The 17,328-nt window shown below is 54.9% G+C and carries 18 protein-coding genes and 1 other RNA gene; 14 read left to right on the top strand and 5 right to left on the bottom strand.

Annotation, left to right across the window (positions count from 1 at the left end):
- Window positions 1–95: 95 nt before the first annotated feature.
- Window positions 96–539 carry a DUF411 domain-containing protein gene (locus ACFFLD_RS18890; RefSeq protein WP_386043061.1) on the top strand — a complete coding sequence of 148 codons (444 nt, stop codon included), beginning with the start codon at window positions 96–98 and terminating at the stop codon, window positions 537–539.
- Window positions 540–880: 341 nt separating this feature from the next.
- Here ACFFLD_RS18890 and ACFFLD_RS18885 read toward each other — a convergent pair whose 3' ends face one another.
- Window positions 881–1,654, bottom strand: a complete 774-nt coding sequence (locus ACFFLD_RS18885) for a UTRA domain-containing protein (protein ID WP_386043060.1) — start codon at window positions 1,652–1,654, stop codon at window positions 881–883.
- Between the two features lie 277 nt (window positions 1,655–1,931).
- On the opposite strand from ACFFLD_RS18885, the gene ACFFLD_RS18880 reads away from it, so the two are divergent.
- The 6 genes from ACFFLD_RS18880 to ACFFLD_RS18855 are packed head-to-tail and all read left to right on the top strand — an operon-like array spanning window position 1,932 to window position 7,367.
- Window positions 1,932–3,002 (top strand): ABC transporter substrate-binding protein, encoded by a 1,071-nt coding sequence (locus tag ACFFLD_RS18880; RefSeq protein ID WP_386043059.1) that lies wholly within the window; start codon window positions 1,932–1,934, stop codon window positions 3,000–3,002.
- A 53-nt stretch (window positions 3,003–3,055) separates the two neighbouring features.
- On the top strand, window positions 3,056–3,880 hold the full coding sequence (locus tag ACFFLD_RS18875) for an alkaline phosphatase family protein (protein WP_386043058.1): 825 nt from the start codon (window positions 3,056–3,058) through the stop codon (window positions 3,878–3,880).
- Window positions 3,877–4,707, top strand: coding sequence for an ABC transporter permease (locus ACFFLD_RS18870; protein WP_386043057.1), 831 nt, complete (start codon window positions 3,877–3,879; stop codon window positions 4,705–4,707). The genes ACFFLD_RS18875 and ACFFLD_RS18870 overlap by 4 nt, the downstream gene beginning before the upstream one ends.
- Window positions 4,694–5,551, top strand: coding sequence for an ABC transporter permease (locus tag ACFFLD_RS18865; RefSeq protein WP_386043056.1), 858 nt, complete (start codon window positions 4,694–4,696; stop codon window positions 5,549–5,551). The genes ACFFLD_RS18870 and ACFFLD_RS18865 overlap by 14 nt, the downstream gene beginning before the upstream one ends.
- Window positions 5,548–6,699: an ABC transporter ATP-binding protein gene (locus tag ACFFLD_RS18860; RefSeq protein ID WP_386043055.1), complete on the top strand. Its 1,152-nt coding sequence runs from the start codon at window positions 5,548–5,550 to the stop codon at window positions 6,697–6,699. Before ACFFLD_RS18865 ends, ACFFLD_RS18860 begins: the two co-directional genes overlap by 4 nt.
- A 2-nt stretch (window positions 6,700–6,701) precedes the next feature.
- Window positions 6,702–7,367 carry an HAD family hydrolase gene (locus ACFFLD_RS18855; protein WP_386043410.1) on the top strand — a complete coding sequence of 222 codons (666 nt, stop codon included), beginning with the start codon at window positions 6,702–6,704 and terminating at the stop codon, window positions 7,365–7,367.
- Between the two features lie 152 nt (window positions 7,368–7,519).
- Here the strand turns inward: ACFFLD_RS18855 and ssrA are convergent.
- Window positions 7,520–7,899: a transfer-messenger RNA gene (gene ssrA / locus ACFFLD_RS18850) on the bottom strand.
- Between the two features lie 45 nt (window positions 7,900–7,944).
- Window positions 7,945–8,436 carry an SsrA-binding protein SmpB gene (gene smpB / locus ACFFLD_RS18845; RefSeq protein WP_008958772.1) on the bottom strand — a complete coding sequence of 164 codons (492 nt, stop codon included), beginning with the start codon at window positions 8,434–8,436 and terminating at the stop codon, window positions 7,945–7,947.
- A 125-nt stretch (window positions 8,437–8,561) separates the two neighbouring features.
- On the opposite strand from smpB, the gene ACFFLD_RS18840 reads away from it, so the two are divergent.
- On the top strand, window positions 8,562–8,996 hold the full coding sequence (locus ACFFLD_RS18840; protein WP_386043054.1) for a type II toxin-antitoxin system RatA family toxin: 435 nt from the start codon (window positions 8,562–8,564) through the stop codon (window positions 8,994–8,996).
- Window positions 8,986–9,303 carry an RnfH family protein gene (locus tag ACFFLD_RS18835; RefSeq protein WP_386043053.1) on the top strand — a complete coding sequence of 106 codons (318 nt, stop codon included), beginning with the start codon at window positions 8,986–8,988 and terminating at the stop codon, window positions 9,301–9,303. Before ACFFLD_RS18840 ends, ACFFLD_RS18835 begins: the two co-directional genes overlap by 11 nt.
- A 4-nt stretch (window positions 9,304–9,307) precedes the next feature.
- Here the strand turns inward: ACFFLD_RS18835 and bamE are convergent, their stop codons facing one another.
- Complete coding sequence (bamE, locus tag ACFFLD_RS18830; protein ID WP_386043052.1) at window positions 9,308–9,766, bottom strand: outer membrane protein assembly factor BamE; 459 nt, start codon at window positions 9,764–9,766, stop codon at window positions 9,308–9,310.
- Between the two features lie 72 nt (window positions 9,767–9,838).
- Here bamE and fur point away from each other — a divergent pair, with 72 nt between their 5' ends.
- Window positions 9,839–10,291, top strand: coding sequence for a ferric iron uptake transcriptional regulator (gene fur, locus ACFFLD_RS18825; RefSeq protein ID WP_096276274.1), 453 nt, complete (start codon window positions 9,839–9,841; stop codon window positions 10,289–10,291).
- Between the two features lie 110 nt (window positions 10,292–10,401).
- On the opposite strand, the gene recN is transcribed toward fur, so the two are convergent.
- Complete coding sequence (gene recN, locus ACFFLD_RS18820; RefSeq protein ID WP_386043051.1) at window positions 10,402–12,075, bottom strand: DNA repair protein RecN; 1,674 nt, start codon at window positions 12,073–12,075, stop codon at window positions 10,402–10,404.
- A gap of 218 nt (window positions 12,076–12,293) precedes the next feature.
- On the opposite strand from recN, the gene grpE reads away from it, so the two are divergent.
- The 4 genes from grpE to ACFFLD_RS18800 all read left to right on the top strand — a co-directional run bounded on the left by grpE (window position 12,294) and on the right by ACFFLD_RS18800 (window position 17,270).
- The gene (grpE, locus tag ACFFLD_RS18815) at window positions 12,294–12,935 is read left to right on the top strand and encodes a nucleotide exchange factor GrpE (RefSeq protein WP_386043050.1); all 642 of its coding nucleotides are present in this window, start codon (window positions 12,294–12,296) and stop codon (window positions 12,933–12,935) included.
- 146 nt (window positions 12,936–13,081) lie between these two features.
- On the top strand, window positions 13,082–15,016 hold the full coding sequence (gene dnaK, locus ACFFLD_RS18810; protein ID WP_386043049.1) for a molecular chaperone DnaK: 1,935 nt from the start codon (window positions 13,082–13,084) through the stop codon (window positions 15,014–15,016).
- 120 nt (window positions 15,017–15,136) lie between these two features.
- Complete coding sequence (gene dnaJ / locus ACFFLD_RS18805) at window positions 15,137–16,282, top strand: molecular chaperone DnaJ (RefSeq protein ID WP_386043048.1); 1,146 nt, start codon at window positions 15,137–15,139, stop codon at window positions 16,280–16,282.
- An 88-nt stretch (window positions 16,283–16,370) separates the two neighbouring features.
- A complete protein-coding gene (locus tag ACFFLD_RS18800; protein WP_386043047.1) occupies window positions 16,371–17,270 on the top strand; it encodes a DMT family transporter in 900 nt (299 codons plus the stop codon).
- The last annotated feature ends 58 nt before the right edge of the window (window positions 17,271–17,328 follow it).

Raw genomic sequence — 17,328 nt, 5'->3', positions numbered from 1 at the left:
CGGTTAATGTCGCTGCTGCTTGAGTCGCTTAGTGGGCTTGGTGCTTTCCTGCTCAATCGCTACCTTTTAAGTCTTTCTCGTCAAGGAACTCATTTATGAACCGTTTAACCGCTTCTATCTGTTTGTCAGGCGCTCTACTCCTAGGAGCGACGTCAGCGTATGCAGCACTGCCCACCGAGGCAACCTTGTATAAAAATCCCCAATGCGGCTGCTGCGATGCTTATGCTCGTCATCTTGAAGAGCTGGGCGTTAATACCACTATTGTCGATGACGTTGAGCTGGGAGATATCAAGCAGCAGGCGGGGGTGCCCTATGGTCTTGGGTCGTGTCATACCATCAAAATAGGTGGGTATTGGATTGAAGGGCATGTACCGATGGAAGCCGTGCAAAGGTTATTTGAAGAGCAACCTGACGTAGACGGAATCGGTTTAGCCGGTATGCTGATTGGTACGCCGGGTATGCCAGGGCCACAAGACAGTCCTTATCAGGTATACGCGTTTACGGACCATGAAGAAACACCGTTTATGACCGTTGAGTAAGGCGCAAAGATTGTCTGTCGTCAGGCATCGTTAAAGTAAATGCCAATGAAGTGAACGACTTATAGTCGGCTTGAGCGTGGTTTAATGTGGCGCCTTGGGCGAGAGGCGCCAACATATCTTGTATGTCGTTGCTTGCTAGCGCCCAACGTTACCATCCGTTTTAGTGTCTGCCGCATTGCATTGGTTCTAGCCGCTTGACGTGCTCTTTTAACAAGCCTGTTTGAAACTGCTCCGGCTCCCGCCACAGGACACGTTCTCTCACCAATCACCAATCACTAATCTCAATCACCATTTCCAGGCATGTCTTGATCGGTGGCGTTGGCTTGAAAAGGTGGCTGTCTTTACGTGTCGAACGATGCATTTTGAGGCGCTGCCGACAGGGTCAGCTCAATCGCGTCGTGCCGCCATAGCTCATCATCATAATCGATGGCTCGGCCGTTCTGGTCGTAATTGATCCGGGTGACTCGTTGAGCCGGGCTTCGGGTGGCGGCACGAAGGGCATGAGCGGCACGATCATCGAGTACCGTAGAGCAGAGTTCGAAGCTGACGCGACTGATTCGAATACCGTAGTGGCTGCGGTAGAGCTCGGTCAGTGAGCGGGACGCAAGGTCGTGCTCAAGAATTCCTGGGAAGCAGTCTATGCGTAGGTAATGCTCTACATATAGCACCGGGCGACCATCAATCCGGCGCGTTCGGATAATGTGGTAAACCGGCGTGTCGGCGGCGATGCCCAGGCCAGCCGCGACCTTAGGGGGGGCTGGGCACGTGGTGGCTTCCAGCACGTGCGTCTCTGGCCGTCGTTGCTGCGATTCGACCATGTCGTGAAAGGGCAAGCAGGCAAGCAGGTCATAGCGCAGGCGGGGTGGCGAGACAAACCAGCCACGCCGGCTTTCGCGGTAAATACGCCCCTCGGCTTCCATTTGTGTCAGTGCTTCACGCAGCGTAATGCGGGTGGTGTCAAAGCGCTCCATCATTTGCCGTTCTGAGGGTAAGCGGCCGGCAAGGGCTTGATGATCCAGCATACCCAGCAACCCTTGACGAAGGCGACTGGCTTGCAGGGTAAGGTGGGTGGGAGGCGTTAAGGTGGATGACTGGGGGGTTGTAATCGGGGGCATGTCAGTCAAGAAAAATCCGTATCTGGTATAGATCAGTAGTGTGATGAAGCTGTGTGTCATTTTAACGACAATAACGTGTCACCTCGATGACAGTCGTGCCACTAATAATTACGCATAAAATTTCTGAATCAACTATATAGCCTACTATTAACGTTATGCTCCTGCCATTCAATTGACACGTTTTTGTCACACAGTGCCCCTACCATTCTTCTGGAAAGCCGCTTCTGATCTAGACCAATAAGTGGCTTCTTCCCGACCATCTGAATGGAGCCATACCGTGAAATCAACTCTTCTTCGCCACACCTTGACGGCTGCCCTGGGGGCAACCCTGTTCGCCAGCCAGGCGCATGCGACCTCCGACCTATCAGAACTGATCGCCGCCGCCCAGCAAGAAGGGCGTGTCGATAGTGTTGGCATGCCTGATACCTGGGCCAACTGGAAAGCGACATGGGCCGACTTGCTCGATACTTATGGTCTGGAGCACATTGATACCGATATGAGCTCAGCAGAGGAAATTGCCAAGTTCAAGGCTGAAGGCAAGAATGCCACCGCTGATATCGGCGATGTGGGTATCAGCTTCGGTCCTATCGCGGTGTCGGAAGGGGTGACCCAGCCCTACAAGCCGACTACCTGGGAAGAGATTCCAGACTGGGCCAAGGACGAGGAGGGCCACTGGATGCTGGGCTATACCGGTACTATCGCCTTTATGACCAACAAGCAGCTGGTGGCGGAAGAAGATCGTCCGCTTACCTTCGCTGATCTGACCGAGGGCGACTATACCGTGGCAGTCGGTGCTGTGGGCCAAGCGGCTCAGGCTAACAGCGCTGTGTTGGCCGCCGCGTATGCCAACGGGGGAGACGAAAGCGACCTGATGCCAGGGCTTGAGCTATTTGCTGAACTGGCACGCCAAGGCCGCCTGTCGCTTGCTGACCCCAGTATTGCCAATCTGGAGAAAGGTGAGGTTGAGGTAGCCCTGATGTGGGACTTCAACGCCTTGAACTACCGTGACCAAATCAATCGCGATGCCTTCGATGTTGTCATTCCAGCCGATGCGTCGGTCACGTCGGGCTACGTCACCATCATCAACAAGCATGCCCCGCACCCTAATGCCGCCAAGCTGGCGCGCGAGTATATCCTTTCCGATGAAGGGCAGATCAATCTTGCTGATGGTTATGCGCGCCCTATCCGTGCCGAGCACTTAACGTTGCCTGACGCTATCGCCGCTAAGCTGCTGCCTAATGAGCAGTACACCAATGCACGACCCGTAGAGAATTTTGAGGCGTGGGAAATGAGCGCTCGCCAGCTGCCCAGCCAGTGGCAGTCCCAGGTGATGATCCACCAGCAATAACATCTCTTTTCTCAACCAATCGCCGCCTCTTCGGAGGCGGCTGGGAGTGAGGCATGTCTCAACGCGTTATTCTCTTGGTGCTTGATGGTCTCAACCACGCCGTAGGCCAGCATGCCATGGGCCACCTGCATGCTCTTTGTGAGGCGGGGCGGGGTAGCTACCGGATGCTCGATTGCGAGCTGCCCGCCATGTCGCGACCACTTTATGAATGCCTGTTGACCGGTGACCGCCCGGTAGATTCGGGCGTTGTAAATAATCAAATAGTGCGCCGTTCAACCGGCGTCAGTCTCTTCGATCTTGCCGTACGCCAGGGGCGACGGACAGCGGCGGCGGCTTATCACTGGGTCAGCGAGCTGTATGTTGAGGCTCCCTTCAAACCGTCGCAGCATCGCTTCCAGCAGAATCCCGAAAGCGCCATACAGGCCGGGCTGTTCTACTGGCAGGACCATTACCCAGACGATCACTTGTTTAGCGATGCCGAAGCGTTGCGTCGACTTAATGCCCCCGACTTTCTGCTTGTGCATAGCATGAATATTGATGATGTAGGCCATCATCATGGTGGGCAATCGCCTCAATACCGCAATGCGGCGAGAAGAGCCGACATCGCCTTGTCAGATTACTTGCCGCGATGGTTGGCCGAAGGCTATCAGGTGATGGTGACGGCTGATCATGGCATGAACGCCGATAACTCTCATTCGGGCTTATTGGAGGAGGAGCGTCGTGTGCCGCTGTGGTTATTTGGCGATGCGTTTGACCATAAGTCCGAGGTTGTGATTCGCCAAACGCATCTATGTGGCACCCTGGCGACCCTGATGGGGCTTGAGCACGACAAGTCCCGTCATCTTGAGTTGTTGGCAGACAAGCAGGTCACGTCGTGAGGCGTCTGTTTCCCGCTTGGCTGTGGTTGGTGCCGTTTGCGCTGGTCTTCTTGGCTTTTCAACTAGCCCCTTTAGGCTGGATTGTCATCAGCGCTTTTCATGTTGATGGACGCTGGGGAGTAGGGAATTTTCAACAAATCTTCGGTTCACCCTTCTTTCGTCAAGCTATCTGGCGAAGCCTCGAAATCTCGCTAGTGTCTAGCCTCGTTGGGCTACTGGTCGCCGCCCTGGCCTGCCACAGCTTGACGCGCACCAGCGGCCCGTTGCGCCGTTGGATGATTGCATTTACCAATATGACCAGTAATTTTGCCGGGGTGCCGCTGGCGTTCGCTTTTATCATTCTGATGGGCGCCAACGGCGTGCTGACGCTTATGCTTCAGCGTGCGGGCCTGATAGAGAACTTTTCGCTTTATTCCCGCAACGGTTTAATCGTCATTTATACCTGGTTTCAAATCCCGCTGGGCATGTTGCTACTGTTTCCCGCCTTCGAGGGGCTGCGGGCTGATTGGCGCGATGCCGCAAGTTTGTTGGGAGCAGGCCGTATTGCTTACTGGTATCACATTGGGCTGCCAGCGCTAAGGCCAGCGTTGGCGGGAACCCTGACGATACTGATCGCCAATGCCATGGGCGCTTATGCCACTGTCTACGCGCTGGTCAACACCAATTACAATCTGTTGACTATTCGCATTGCTAATCTGGTCTCGGGAGATTTGTTCCTACAGCCCAACCTGGCCAGTGCGCTGGCGTTGGTGCTGGTAGCCCTGCTTATCCTGGTTACGCTGATTCAGCAGTGGCTGTTGCGCAGGAGTCATCATGTTGCCAAATGACCTAACGTTGCCCAGGCCAAAGATTTCCCGGCTGCCAATGCTGTCTCGTTGGTGGCCTTCGCCCTATACGCTGGTAGTGATAAGTGTCTTCATTTTGCTGGCGCTGCCGCTAGTCGCCACCTTGGGGTATGCGCTGGCAACCAGTTGGGGCGCTACGCTGGTACCAGAGGGATTGACCCTCAAGTGGTTCTTGTCGTTATGGAGTACACCGCGCTTTCAGTGGGCGTTCGCCCGCTCAATGTTCGTGACCGTGGGGGCTTTGGCGTTAAGTTTGATACTGGTGGTGCCGGTAGCTTTTTTGGCGCATACCCGCTATCCGCGGCTGGATGCCTGGATGAACGGCCTTATTCTTGTCCCGTTCGCGGTACCGCCAGTTGTCTCTTCGGTAGGGCTGTTACAGCTTTACGCCGGTGGGCCGCTGCCTCTTGTGGGAACTCCTTGGATTCTGATGTTTACCTACGTGACTATCGCGTTACCTTTCGTTTATCGCTCCATCGCCAACAGCTTGCGCACCATTGATGTCGCCTCTCTGATGGACGCGGCGCAACTGCTCGGCGCGTCGCCTTTTAAAGCCTTTTTTCTGGTCATCTTGCCCAATATTCGCATTGGCGTGCAGATAGCTATTTTCCTCTCTTTCTCGTTCCTAGTGGGTGAGTTCGTCTTCGCTAACATGTTGGTCGGGACACGCTACGAAACTCTTCAGGTGTATCTCAACAACATACGCGGGGCCAGTGGTCACTTCACCAGCGCGTTGGTGATCACGCTCTTTCTCTTTACGCTGTTGCTGACCTGGCTGGGTAATCGCCAGGCTGGCCACGCGCTTGCCAAGGAGGTCCGCTTGTGACCAATGTAACGGTTAATCCCTCTGAGCATGGTGTCGTGCCACTGGCCAACAGCACGGCTGTTCAGCGAGATAGCTCCGGCTCTGAAGCCCTGTCTGACTCGGCGGAAAGCGCTGCACATCTGCGCCTGGAAGGCCTGACCAAGCGCTTTGGCGAGACGCCTGTGTTTTCAAACATCAGTGCTGAAATTGCCAAGGGTGAGTTTGTAACCCTGCTAGGCCCATCAGGCTGCGGTAAGTCGACCCTGCTGAGATCCATCGCGGGTCTCACCCAGCTCAATGAGGGGCGTATCGTCGTCAACGGCGAGGAGATCACCTCACTTCCACCGCAGCGCCGCGGGGTGGGGATGGTCTTCCAGCACTATGCGCTGTTTCCCAATATGCGGGTCGCTGACAATGTCGCGTTTGGGCTACGTATGCAGAAAGTGCCGCCAGAAGCGCGCCAACAGCGGGTCGAGAACGTGCTGCGTCTGGTTGAGCTCAACGATCATGCCAACAAGTTTCCCCACCAGCTTTCGGGTGGCCAGTGCCAGCGAGTGGCACTGGCGCGGGCATTAGTGGTGGAGCCTCGTATTCTGCTTATGGATGAGCCGCTATCGGCACTCGATGCGCGCATTCGCCGTCACTTGAGAGAGCAGATTCGCGATATCCAGAAAACGCTAGACTTGACGACGGTGTTTGTAACCCATGATCAAGAAGAAGCGTTGATGATGTCTGATCGTATCTTCCTTATGCATGATGGGCGCATCCTGCAGCAGGGCGATGCCGAAGAGCTCTATACACGCCCCCGCGGGCACCATGCGGCAGGTTTCATGGGGAACTATAACGTGCTTCTCGCCGACCAGGCCCGTTCACTGCTGGGCGAGGGTTTTAATACGGCTCGTGTGGCACTACGTCCTGAAGCGATCTATCTTGAGCCGACCGAGAAGGAGGAGCGCCGGGGCGATTGGCCGATCCATTCGGGACCAGGCTGCCAGGGAGTGATACGTCGTCGCCAGTTATTGGGTAATATTGTGCGCTATGCGGTGCAGTGTGGAGAGGTGGTGCTGTCGGTCGATGCGCTTAACCGCGGCAATCGACATTTACTGGCGGAAGGTAGTGAGGTAGTGGTGACCGTGGATCTGGATGAAGTTCAGGAGCTAGAGGAGTGAGTATGATCCCTTCAGCGTTGCGGCTGGCGCTTTTCGACCTTGATGACACGTTGCTTGATGGTGATATCACCGGGCTATGGAATGAATGGCTGATTGAGCAGGGATGGATTACCGATGTCTCTGAGTATCGGCGTATATGGGACAGCCACATGGTTGACTACGCCGCTGGGACGTTGGATATGGAGGCGCATCTCGCTTTTTTACTCACCCCGCTGGTGGGGCGTAAGGTGCAAGACGTGGCTAACCAGGTACAGGTGTTTCTGGATAGCCGTATTATTCCGCGCCTGTTTCCGGGAGGGCTGGCTCAGCTAGCCTGGCATCGTGAAAAAGGGCACACCATCGTTATAATTTCCGCTTCCACCCTCCAGTTAGTGCTGCCTCTGGCCAAGCGGCTGGGCTGTGATGTTGCTTTGGCGACGGACCTTGAACAGCAGGAAGGGTGCTATACGGGGCTGGCGCAGGGGACTCGAACGTTCAAGGAAGGGAAGCTGGCGGCGCTGAAGGAGTGGCTTGGCGATACCCCATTATTGGAAACGTGGGGATATTCTGATTCCCACAACGATCTACCGTTACTTGAATCAGTGGAAAAACCCCACGCCGTTCATCCCGACCCTGTATTGGCCGACATTGCTCGTCAACGAGACTGGGCGATTCTCTCATGGCGATGAAGCCATAAAGCGCCCATGGCCGTGGTGGCCGCTTAGCTGACAGGCGACAGCTTAGATGAGTAAGGGCTAGCAATGCATGAGGGTTAAGGTTGAATAAGGGCTAATCAAGACACAAAAAAAGCACCCGTAGGTGCTTGATTTGCATAGTAAGGTGGTGGAGGCGGCGGGAATTGAACCCGCGTCCGCCAGCACGCGCCTATTGGCTCTACATGCTTAGATTTCGTCATTTGTTTTAACGCGACTGACTCCGACGATCAGGATTCAGCCACGCGAGCCTTCTAAAGTTTAACGGTTGGCGAGAAGACACCACCAACCGCGGTCCTATCAGCTTTAGCTCATATCCCCGCAGTGATGAATAGGCACATCACCTTGGGGCCAGACAAGAAGCTAACAGTGTTTAAGCTGCTAGCGCGCCTTGAGCATAGTTTTCGTCATTTGCGACTATTTTTCGTGATGTGGGATTTACGAGATACATCACGCTCTCGGCATGCACCGCAAGGGTTGTCACCGGCGTCGAAACCATGTCGCCCCCTTATTACAGGTGAACATTCTAACGTGCTCACAGCTCATTGACCAGTTATGCCTTATTATGTTCCCGCATAATTCGACCTTTTTGACGGCTCCAGTCACGATCTTTTTCTGTCGCACGTTTGTCATGTAGCTGTTTGCCGGTCACCAGAGCCAGTTCACACTTCACTTTATTGCGCTTCCAGTAAAGCTTCAAGGGTACGCAGGTATGCCCCTTGTCCTGGGTGATCGAAAATATTTTAGCGATCTCTTTACGGTGCAGCAGCAGCTTGCGGGTACGGGTCGGGTCAGCAATCTCATGGGTGCTCGCCGTATTGAGCGGCATGATATGGCTACCGAGTAAAAACGCTTCGCCGTTGCGCACCAAAATATAAGTGTCGGTAAGCTGGGCTTTGCCCGCGCGCAGGCTTTTGACTTCCCAGCCAGCGAGAGACAAGCCTGCCTCGAAGGTTTCGTCGATATGGTATTCAAACCGCGCCTTCTTGTTTTGCGCAATCACGCTACTACCGGGACCCTTACTGTTACCTTTCTTAGTGGCCATGGAACCTCATCGTTAATCTGTCAGTGGCATCCCCTTCGTTATTTGGGGAGGCGTGATACCATTTAGGGACTGAAAAATGTTTCCCATGATACGCTTTGGGTACTGTGAAGTCAGCGGAGAGGTCAATGCCAACCGTCAATCGTTCCGCCTTGGTGCGGCACCCCCCCCAGAAAATGTTCGATCTGGTTAACGACTTCGAACGCTACCCTGAGTTCTTGCCGGGTTGTCGTCATGCGCGTTTGATCGAGCGCGATGACGTCCATCTTATTGGTGAAATGACGCTTGGGCGCGCCGGGGTCGAGCAAACCATTACCACCCGTAACGACCTTTTTGCGCCTGAGCGCATTGAACTGTCGTTGGTAAAAGGCCCATTTAAGCGACTTAAAGGTCGCTGGTTATTTATCCCTATGGGAGATGGTGCCTGTAAAGTCAGCTTGGAAATGGAGTTTGAGTTCGCCAACCGGTTACTTGGCATGGCGTTCGGAAAGCTTTTCCAGCAAATAGCGGGTCAGCTGGTCGATGCCTTCACCAAACGCGCAAATGAGCTGTATGGCCACTGAAACGCTAGCCATTGAAGTTGCCTATGCTTTGCCTTCTAAGCAGCGCATAGTGGCGCTACGCGTGCCTGAGGGGACAACAGCACACCAAGCTGTCGACTTGGCTAACCTGCCCGCGTTATTTCCCGAAGTGCCCGGCGAGTCGTTTGCTCGGGCACCTCTGGGCGTTTTCGGTAAGGCGCTGCGTGATCCCGACACTCAGCCATTACGCGAAGGGGATCGGGTAGAAGTTTACCGGCCGTTGGCCATCGACCCCAAAGCCGCTCGCCTTGAGCGCGCCAAGCGCCAAGCGAGCGACCCCAAGCGGTAATTGCTTAAGGTTGCGAGACAGGCTGTTCACTCGGCGGTATGGGCGTCTGTGTGCTGTCTTCCGGCAGCGCGTCCAGAGGATCAATCCCTTCCGTGGCGGGTCCCATGCTGCTCTCTTTGTTCAGCGGTAGCGGGGCCGACAGATCCCCCTGCTTCTCTATGTTGACCAACCGCCCTTGAGGATCAAAGGTTAGTGTCACGCGGCGTTGTTCTACGCCGCCGTATGCCTTGTCTAAACGAAAGACATAGTCCCACTGGTTGGCGTCAAAAGGCGCTTCCAGTAACGGGCTGCCCATCACATAAGTAACCTGCTCCTGGGTCATGCCAGGCTGAAGCTGGCTGACCATTTCCTGGGTCACCAAGTTGCCTTGAGGAATATCGCGCTTATACACGCCAACGTAACTGCACCCGCTAACAACGGTAAGGGCAACGGAGAGCGTGATGATTTGAGTCAATTTTTGCATTTGGGCCTATTCTTCACTATCGTGGTTTCGGTTGATCATACCCGACCTAACCTGTTACTGCGAAGAGCGACCATGGCCGATCAGAACCATGAATTGCGCAAAGCCGGTCTGAAAGTGACCCTGCCGCGCGTCAAGATACTTCAGATTCTCGAAAATGTTTCGGGCCAGCACCATCTTAGCGCTGAAGAAGTGTATAAAACACTCATCGATGCGGGTGAAGATGTTGGCTTGGCAACCGTCTACCGAGTGTTGACTCAGTTTGAGTCTGCCGGTTTAGTCATCCGCCACAATTTTGACGGCGGACACGCGGTGTTTGAGATGACCCAAGAGGATCACCATGATCATATGGTGTGCCTTGAAAGCGGTGAGATCATCGAATTTGTTGATGAAATCATTGAGCGCCGTCAGCAAGAAATTGCCGAAGAGCATGGTTATGAGTTAGTCGACCATGCGCTGGTGCTATACGTTCGACCACGCGGCTCCGACGTTACGCGCCAAGATAGCGGGCCGACGAACAGGAAATGATGTTCGTCGGTAGGTCATAGCCGTTGCTCAGAAATTAAAACGCCCCTTATCCAGGGGCGTTTTCGGCTGCGTGTAAGAAACGCGTCGGCGTGTCCCTTTACTTAATGCGCTTAATGCGGGGGTCGCTGGCTAGCGTGTAGCATTTCACGGGCATGAGCCAGCGTTTGGTCAGAAAGCGTGACGCCGCCCAGCATGCGTGCAAGCTCGCTGATGCGGCCCTGCTCGTTTAGCAACGCCATCTGGGTAAGCGTGGTATCGCGTTTTGCCTGCTTTTCGATATGGAGGTGCTGATGAGCCTGTGCCGCCACCTGCGGAAGGTGGGTCACGGTCATTACTTGGCCGTTTTGGCCCAGCTTGCGCAGTAATTGGCCGACAATCTCGGCAGTGGCGCCCGAAATACCCACATCCACTTCATCAAAGACCAGGCTGGGAACTGTCGAATGGGTAGCCGCGACGACTTGAATCGCCAGGCTAATACGCGATAACTCACCGCCAGAAGCCACCTTGGTTAAGGGGCGTGCTGGTTGGCCGGGGTTGGCGCTAATCAAAAACTGCACACGATCAAGGCCTTCTGGCGAAGGTGCTTCTTTTGCACTGACCGCCACTTCAAAGCGGGCTTTGCCCATGGCCAGATAGCCCAACTGCTGTTGTACTTCTTTACCCAAGCGAAGCGCGGCTTTTTGGCGGCTATCGCTGAGTTTTTTAGCTTCTTGTCGGTAGCGTTCGCGATACTCGACCACTTGGGCGCTCAAGGCTTCCAGATCGTTTTCGCCCCCTTCTAACTGCGCGACTTCGCGCTGTAAATCCGCATGCAGTGCGCATAATTCTTCAGGCGCAACGTGATGTTTACGGGCAATCCGATGAACATCGGCCATCCTTTCTTCGACCCAGGCGAGCCGTTCAGGGTCGAGCTCGGTCGTGCTGGCAAGACGATTGAGTTCGCTGGAGGCTTCTTCAACCTGGATGCGTGCATCACTCAGCATGGCGAGTGTGTTCGCTAAGGTGCCTTTGTCGCTGCCCGGCAGGGCGCTTAGGTGGGCGAAGGCTTGATTGAGCAATGACAGCGCGCCGCCGTCATCGCTTGCGCAGCAGTCGGCAGCAAACTGAGTTTCACGCAGGGTTTCTTCGGCGTGGGCAAGCGTATGTTGCTCTTCTTCCAGGGTCGCTAATTCGCCATCCGCCAAGCCGAGCTGATCCAGCTCTTCAACCTGATAACGCAGTAGTTGCCGCTTAGCTTCTACTTCACTACCTTCTTCACTTAGTTTCTTGAGCTGTCGGCGTGCCTGACGCCATTCTCGGAACGTAAGGGCTAATCCCGCTACGGTATCACCGAGGCCTGCGTAATCGTCCAATAGGGTTAGATGCGTCTCTTCGCGCATTAACGCGTGATGTGCATGCTGCCCGTGTATCTGGATAAGCTGTTCACCCAGCGATTTTAGATCAGAGATAGTCGCAGGCTGACCGTTAATCCACGCTTTAGAACGGCCGCTGGCGGTGACCACCCGGCGTAGCAAGCACTCATCCGTGGGGAGTTCACGTGTCTTCAGCCATTCAAACGCGGCGGGGAGGTGTTGAATGTCAAAGCGCGCAGAAAGGTCGGTGCGTTCGCATCCATGGCGAACACTTCCGGCGTCGGCGCGTTCGCCCAGGCAAAGCCCAAGCGCCCCTAAAAGAATCGATTTACCCGCGCCGGTCTCTCCGGTAATAGCGGTCATGCCCCCGGTCAGATCAAGTTCTAAGTGATCGACGATGGCGAAATCTCGTATAGCGAGCTGAGTAAGCATGGCGCCTCCTGAGGCGGTCCGGCACAGAAGCTGGATACTTATCCAATAGTTGTTGATTTATACAGTAGTTAATAACTCACTTCAATGCACCTCTTGAGATGAAATTTATGGCCCCCATATAGCGTGCATAGTGGGTTAAAGCTAGTGACTTAAAGCCTTACATCTTTGCGCAAAGCCCATCGTGGCAGCGCCCGACGGTTACTGTTTAGGAGCACAACATGGCGAAAGAACCGCAAACCCCAATGGATGACGAACTGGCCCGCCACGAGCATGAGGCTGAGGGCGCCGAGCAAGCGGCTGAAAAGGTGGCTGAAGATCGCTTGATGGAGGGCGAGCTAGAAGGTCTGATCAACGATGATGAGTCATTAGACGCCAATGTTGATAACCCGGAAGCGGAAATGCTGGCGGCTCAGGTAAGCGAGCTAGAGCAAAACCTGGCCGATGCCAAGGACCAAGCGCTGCGTGCCGCTGCAGAAGCGCAAAATGTGCGTCGCCGCGCCGAGCAGGAAGCTGAGAAAGCACGCAAATTTGCGCTTGAGAAGTTCGTTAAAGAGCTCTTGCCGGTCGTGGATAGCTTGGAAAAAGCGCTTGAGACCATGGAAGAAGGCGCCTCCGACATTCATCGTGAAGGCGTTTCGATGACCTTGAAAATGCAGCTGGACGTGCTCAACAAGTTTGGCGTTGAAAGCATTGAACCCCATGGCGAGCCTTTTGACCCTCAGGTGCACGAAGCCATGACCATGGTGCCCAACCCGGATCTTGACCCGAACACCGTGATGGACGTTATGCAGAAAGGCTATTTACTCAATGGGCGCTTGGTGCGTCCGGCCATGGTGGTCGTCAGCCAGAAAGCCAATTAAGCAAATGTCAGCACAAGGTATGAAAAAAAGGCCTTGAAAAGTTAGCGGCGGCCCCCAAATAAAGGGCAACCCCGCGGGGAAACCCGCAAACTTGTTTTAAAAGTCTAAATTTTCAGTTTTGTAACAACCGAATTCGAGGTATTGCTATGGGACGTATAATTGGTATCGACCTGGGCACCACCAACTCTTGTGTGGCCGTGCTTGATGGTGACAGTGCTAAAGTAATCGAAAACGCCGAAGGCGGCCGTACGACGCCTTCTATCATCGCGTATACCGACGACGGCGAAACGCTGGTCGGTCAGGCGGCAAAACGCCAGGCGGTGACGAACCCAGAGAACACGTTGTACGCCATCAAGCGTCTGATCGGCCGTCGTTTTAAAGACGATGTCGTTCAAAAAGACATCAAGATGGTGCCTTACAAGATCACCGAAGCAGATAACGGTGATGCCTGGGTTGAAGTAAAAGGCAAGAAAATGGCACCGCCGCAGGTGAGCGCGGAAGTGTTGAAGAAAATGAAAAAAACCGCTGAAGACTATTTAGGTGAAGCGGTGACCGACGCGGTGATTACCGTGCCGGCTTACTTCAACGACAGCCAGCGCCAAGCCACGAAAGATGCAGGCCGCATCGCCGGTTTAGACGTTAAGCGCATTATCAACGAGCCGACTGCTGCCGCACTGGCCTACGGTATGGACAAGTCGCGCGGCGATAAAACCATCGCGGTTTATGACCTGGGTGGCGGTACGTTTGATATTTCGATCATTGAAATCGCCGATGTTGACGGTGAAACCCAGTTTGAAGTGTTGGCCACCAATGGTGACACCTTCCTGGGCGGCGAAGACTTTGACTTGGCACTTATTAATTACCTGGTTGACCAGTTCAAAGCCGATAGCGGCATTGATCTCTCGGGTGACAACCTGGCCATGCAGCGTCTGAAAGAGGCGGCTGAGAAAGCCAAGATTGAGCTGTCTAGCGCTCAACAGACCGATGTCAACCTGCCGTACATTACTGCCGACAACACTGGCCCGAAACACCTTAACGTTAAGGTGACACGCGCCAAGCTTGAGTCGCTGGTAGAAGAGCTGGTTCAGCGTTCGCTAGAGCCGTGCAAAATGGCGTTGAAAGATGCTGGTCTGTCTGCGTCTGAAATCGACGAAGTGATTCTGGTCGGTGGTCAGACACGTATGCCGATGGTGCAGAAGAAAGCGGCTGACTTCTTCGGTAAAGAAGCACGCAAAGACGTTAACCCTGATGAAGCGGTAGCGGTCGGTGCTGCGATTCAAGGCGGTGTATTGGGCGGCGACGTGAAAGACGTGCTGCTGCTGGACGTCACTCCGCTGACCCTGGGTATCGAAACCCTGGGTGGCGTGATGACGCCGCTGATCGAGAAGAACACCACCATCCCCACGAAGAAGACGCAAACCTTCTCCACGGCGGATGACAACCAAACGGCCGTGACCATTCACGCGGTACAGGGCGAGCGTAAGCAAGTGTCGCAGAATAAGTCGCTGGGTCGTTTTGACCTTGCTGATATTCCGCCTGCTCCGCGCGGCGTGCCGCAGATCGAAGTTGCCTTCGATCTGGATGCCAACGGTATTCTGAACGTGTCGGCGAAAGACAAGGCCACTGGTAAAGAGCAGTCTATCGTCATCAAGGCTTCTAGCGGTCTCTCGGACGAAGAAGTCGAGCAAATGGTGCGCGATGCTGAAGCACACGCTGAAGAGGACAAAAAGTTCGAAGCGTTAGTGCAACTGCGTAACCAAGCCGATGGCATGATCCACGCTACGCGCAAAACGCTTGAAGAAGCTGGCGACAAGGCAACCGACGAAGAGAAAGAGTCGATTCAGACCGCCATCAGCGAGCTGGAAGAAGCAGTCAAAGGCGACGATGTTGATCACATCCAGGCAAAACTGGACGCGCTGACCGAAGCCTCTGGTCAGTTAGCCCAGAAAATGTACGCCGAGCAGGCCGAAGCGGCTCAGCAAGAGGGTGGTGAAGGCGCCGATACTACTGGTTCCAAGCCGGAAGACGATGTTGTTGACGCCGAGTACGAAGAAGTCAACGACGATCAGAAGAAGCAGTAACAACCTCTTTCTGCCAAGGAAAGTGGTGACGCGGGAGGCAACTCCCGCGTTGCTGTTTCCGCGGCCAAGGCGCACGTAATGTGCAGTTGAGTGCGTAACTAACCAGGAGGCGTAGGGCCTATGTCCAAGCGCGATTATTACGAAGTCCTGGGTGTTGAAAAAGGGGCCGATCAGAAAGAGATCAAGAAGGCCTATCGCCGTCTGGCGCAAAAATTCCACCCTGACCGAAACCCGGACGATACCAACTCTGCGGAAAAATTCCGTGAAGTGTCCGAAGCATACGAAGTGCTCAGCGACGGTGAAAAGCGCGCTGCCTATGACCAGTTTGGCCATGCAGGCGTTGATGGCCAAGGTGGTGGTGGCGGTTTCGGCGGCGCGGGTGCTGGTGATTTCAGCGACATTTTCGGCGACGTGTTTGGCGATATCTTTGGTGGCGGCGGCGGTCGCCGTCGTGGCCCCAATGCGCCAGCACGCGGGTCCGACCTGCGTTACAACCTGGAGCTGGATCTAGAAAACGCCGTCTCCGGTACAACGGTGGACATTCGTGTGCCTCGGCATATCGAGTGTGACCGTTGTGATGGCGGTGGCGCCGAACCAGGCTCTTCCAAAGAAACCTGCCCGACCTGTCACGGTCATGGTCAGGTACGTATGCAGCAAGGCTTTTTCGCCGTGCAGCAAACGTGCCCGACGTGTCATGGCTCTGGCCAGCACATCAAAGTGCCGTGCCACAAGTGTAATGGCGAAGGGCGTGTACGTGAGACACGCACGCTGTCGGTCAAGATTCCGCCAGGGGTTGATACCGGTGACCGTATCCGCTTGAACGGTGAAGGTGAAAGCGGCGTCAACGGTGGCCCGCCGGGTGATCTTTACGTGCAAGTGGCCATCAAACCTCACCATATTTTCCAGCGTGACGGTAAGCATCTGCAGTGTGATGTGCCGATCAACTTTGTCGACGCAGCGCTAGGTGGCGAGCTTGAAGTGCCTACCCTGGATGGCCGTGTGAAGCTGAAGATTCCGCCGGAAACCCAAACAGGCAGACTTTTCCGCCTGCGTGGTAAAGGGGTTAAGCCAGTACGCGGCGGTATGCCGGGTGACTTACTGTGCAAGGTGGTGGTTGAAACGCCGGTGAAGCTGAACGACGAGCAGCGTGATCTATTGCGTCAGCTGCAACAGAGCTTCGACGACAGCAACAGCCACAACCACTCGCCGAAGAAGACCGGTTTCTTCGATAGCGTGAAAAGCTTTTTTGAAGATATGAAGCCGTAACGCTGAATTGATAGCCATCAGTCGATAGTAAGCTCAAAACCCTCGGTTCGCCCGGGGGTTTTTGTTTATTTGGGGAATGTAACGCGCAATGAATAATCTTCAGGATAAACCCGTCTGGGGTATCTGGCTCAGGATCCTGTCAGGCCTGATGTTTGCTGGCATGTTGGTATGTATTAAAGCCGTAAGTGATGCGGTGCCGGTGGGCCAGTCAGTGTTTTTCCGTTCGCTGTTTGCGCTATTACCCATCGTCATCTTTTTAATGATTCGCCGGGAGTTTCCCAAGGCGCTGGCCACCCGTCGGCCGATGGGCCATTTATTGCGTTCAGGGCTGGGCGCGGCGGCGATGTTCTTCTCGTTTTCCGCCGTGGCGTTTCTGCCGGTGGCCGAGGCGACGCTGTTGGTCCAACTGGCGCCTATCTTTATGGCGATCGGTGGGGTGCTGCTATTGGGCGAGCGGTTCTCGTTTTATCGGGCGGGTGCCATTGTGCTCGCGCTGGCCGGCATGGCGGTGCTGGTCGTGCCTAACCTTAACGCCGAGTCCGGCGACGGTCGGCTGATGGGCTATGTGTTGGGAACGGTCGGGGCGCTATTGACCGCAGGGGCGCTGCTTACCGTTCGGCGCATTTCGCGTACCGAGACCGCTGGCTCCATTGCGTTCTATTTTATTTTAGTGTCGTCGTTGGCCGGACTGGCGACGCTGCCGCTGGGGTGGGCCTCGTTGAGCCCCACAGAATTAGGCCTATTGGTGCTTTCGGGGTTATTTGGCGGGGCAGGGCACATCGCCATGACGTTGGCGTTTCGCTATGCCGAAGTCTCGCGGCTGGCTCCCTTTGAGTATGTGGCCTTGGTCTGGCCTATCATCGCCGACTGGGCGCTGTTTGGTATCCCGGTGTCCAGTAGTTTCTTGCTGGCGCTGCCGCTAATGGTGAGTGGGGTTGGCTTGGCAGCGCTTGAAGGCCGGCGCTTTAAACGGCCTCTTCGACAATAAGCTGAGGTTGCCCTTTGTGAGGCGCGCGGCGCCTCTAGTTTCTTTTTTGATTTTTCCT

Origin of the sequence: Vreelandella sulfidaeris (genome assembly GCF_042429665.1) — a bacterium.
In the GTDB taxonomy this organism is placed as follows: domain Bacteria; phylum Pseudomonadota; class Gammaproteobacteria; order Pseudomonadales; family Halomonadaceae; genus Vreelandella.
Note: the sequence above shows the minus strand (reverse complement) of the source record. Positions and strands in the feature narration are given on the sequence as shown.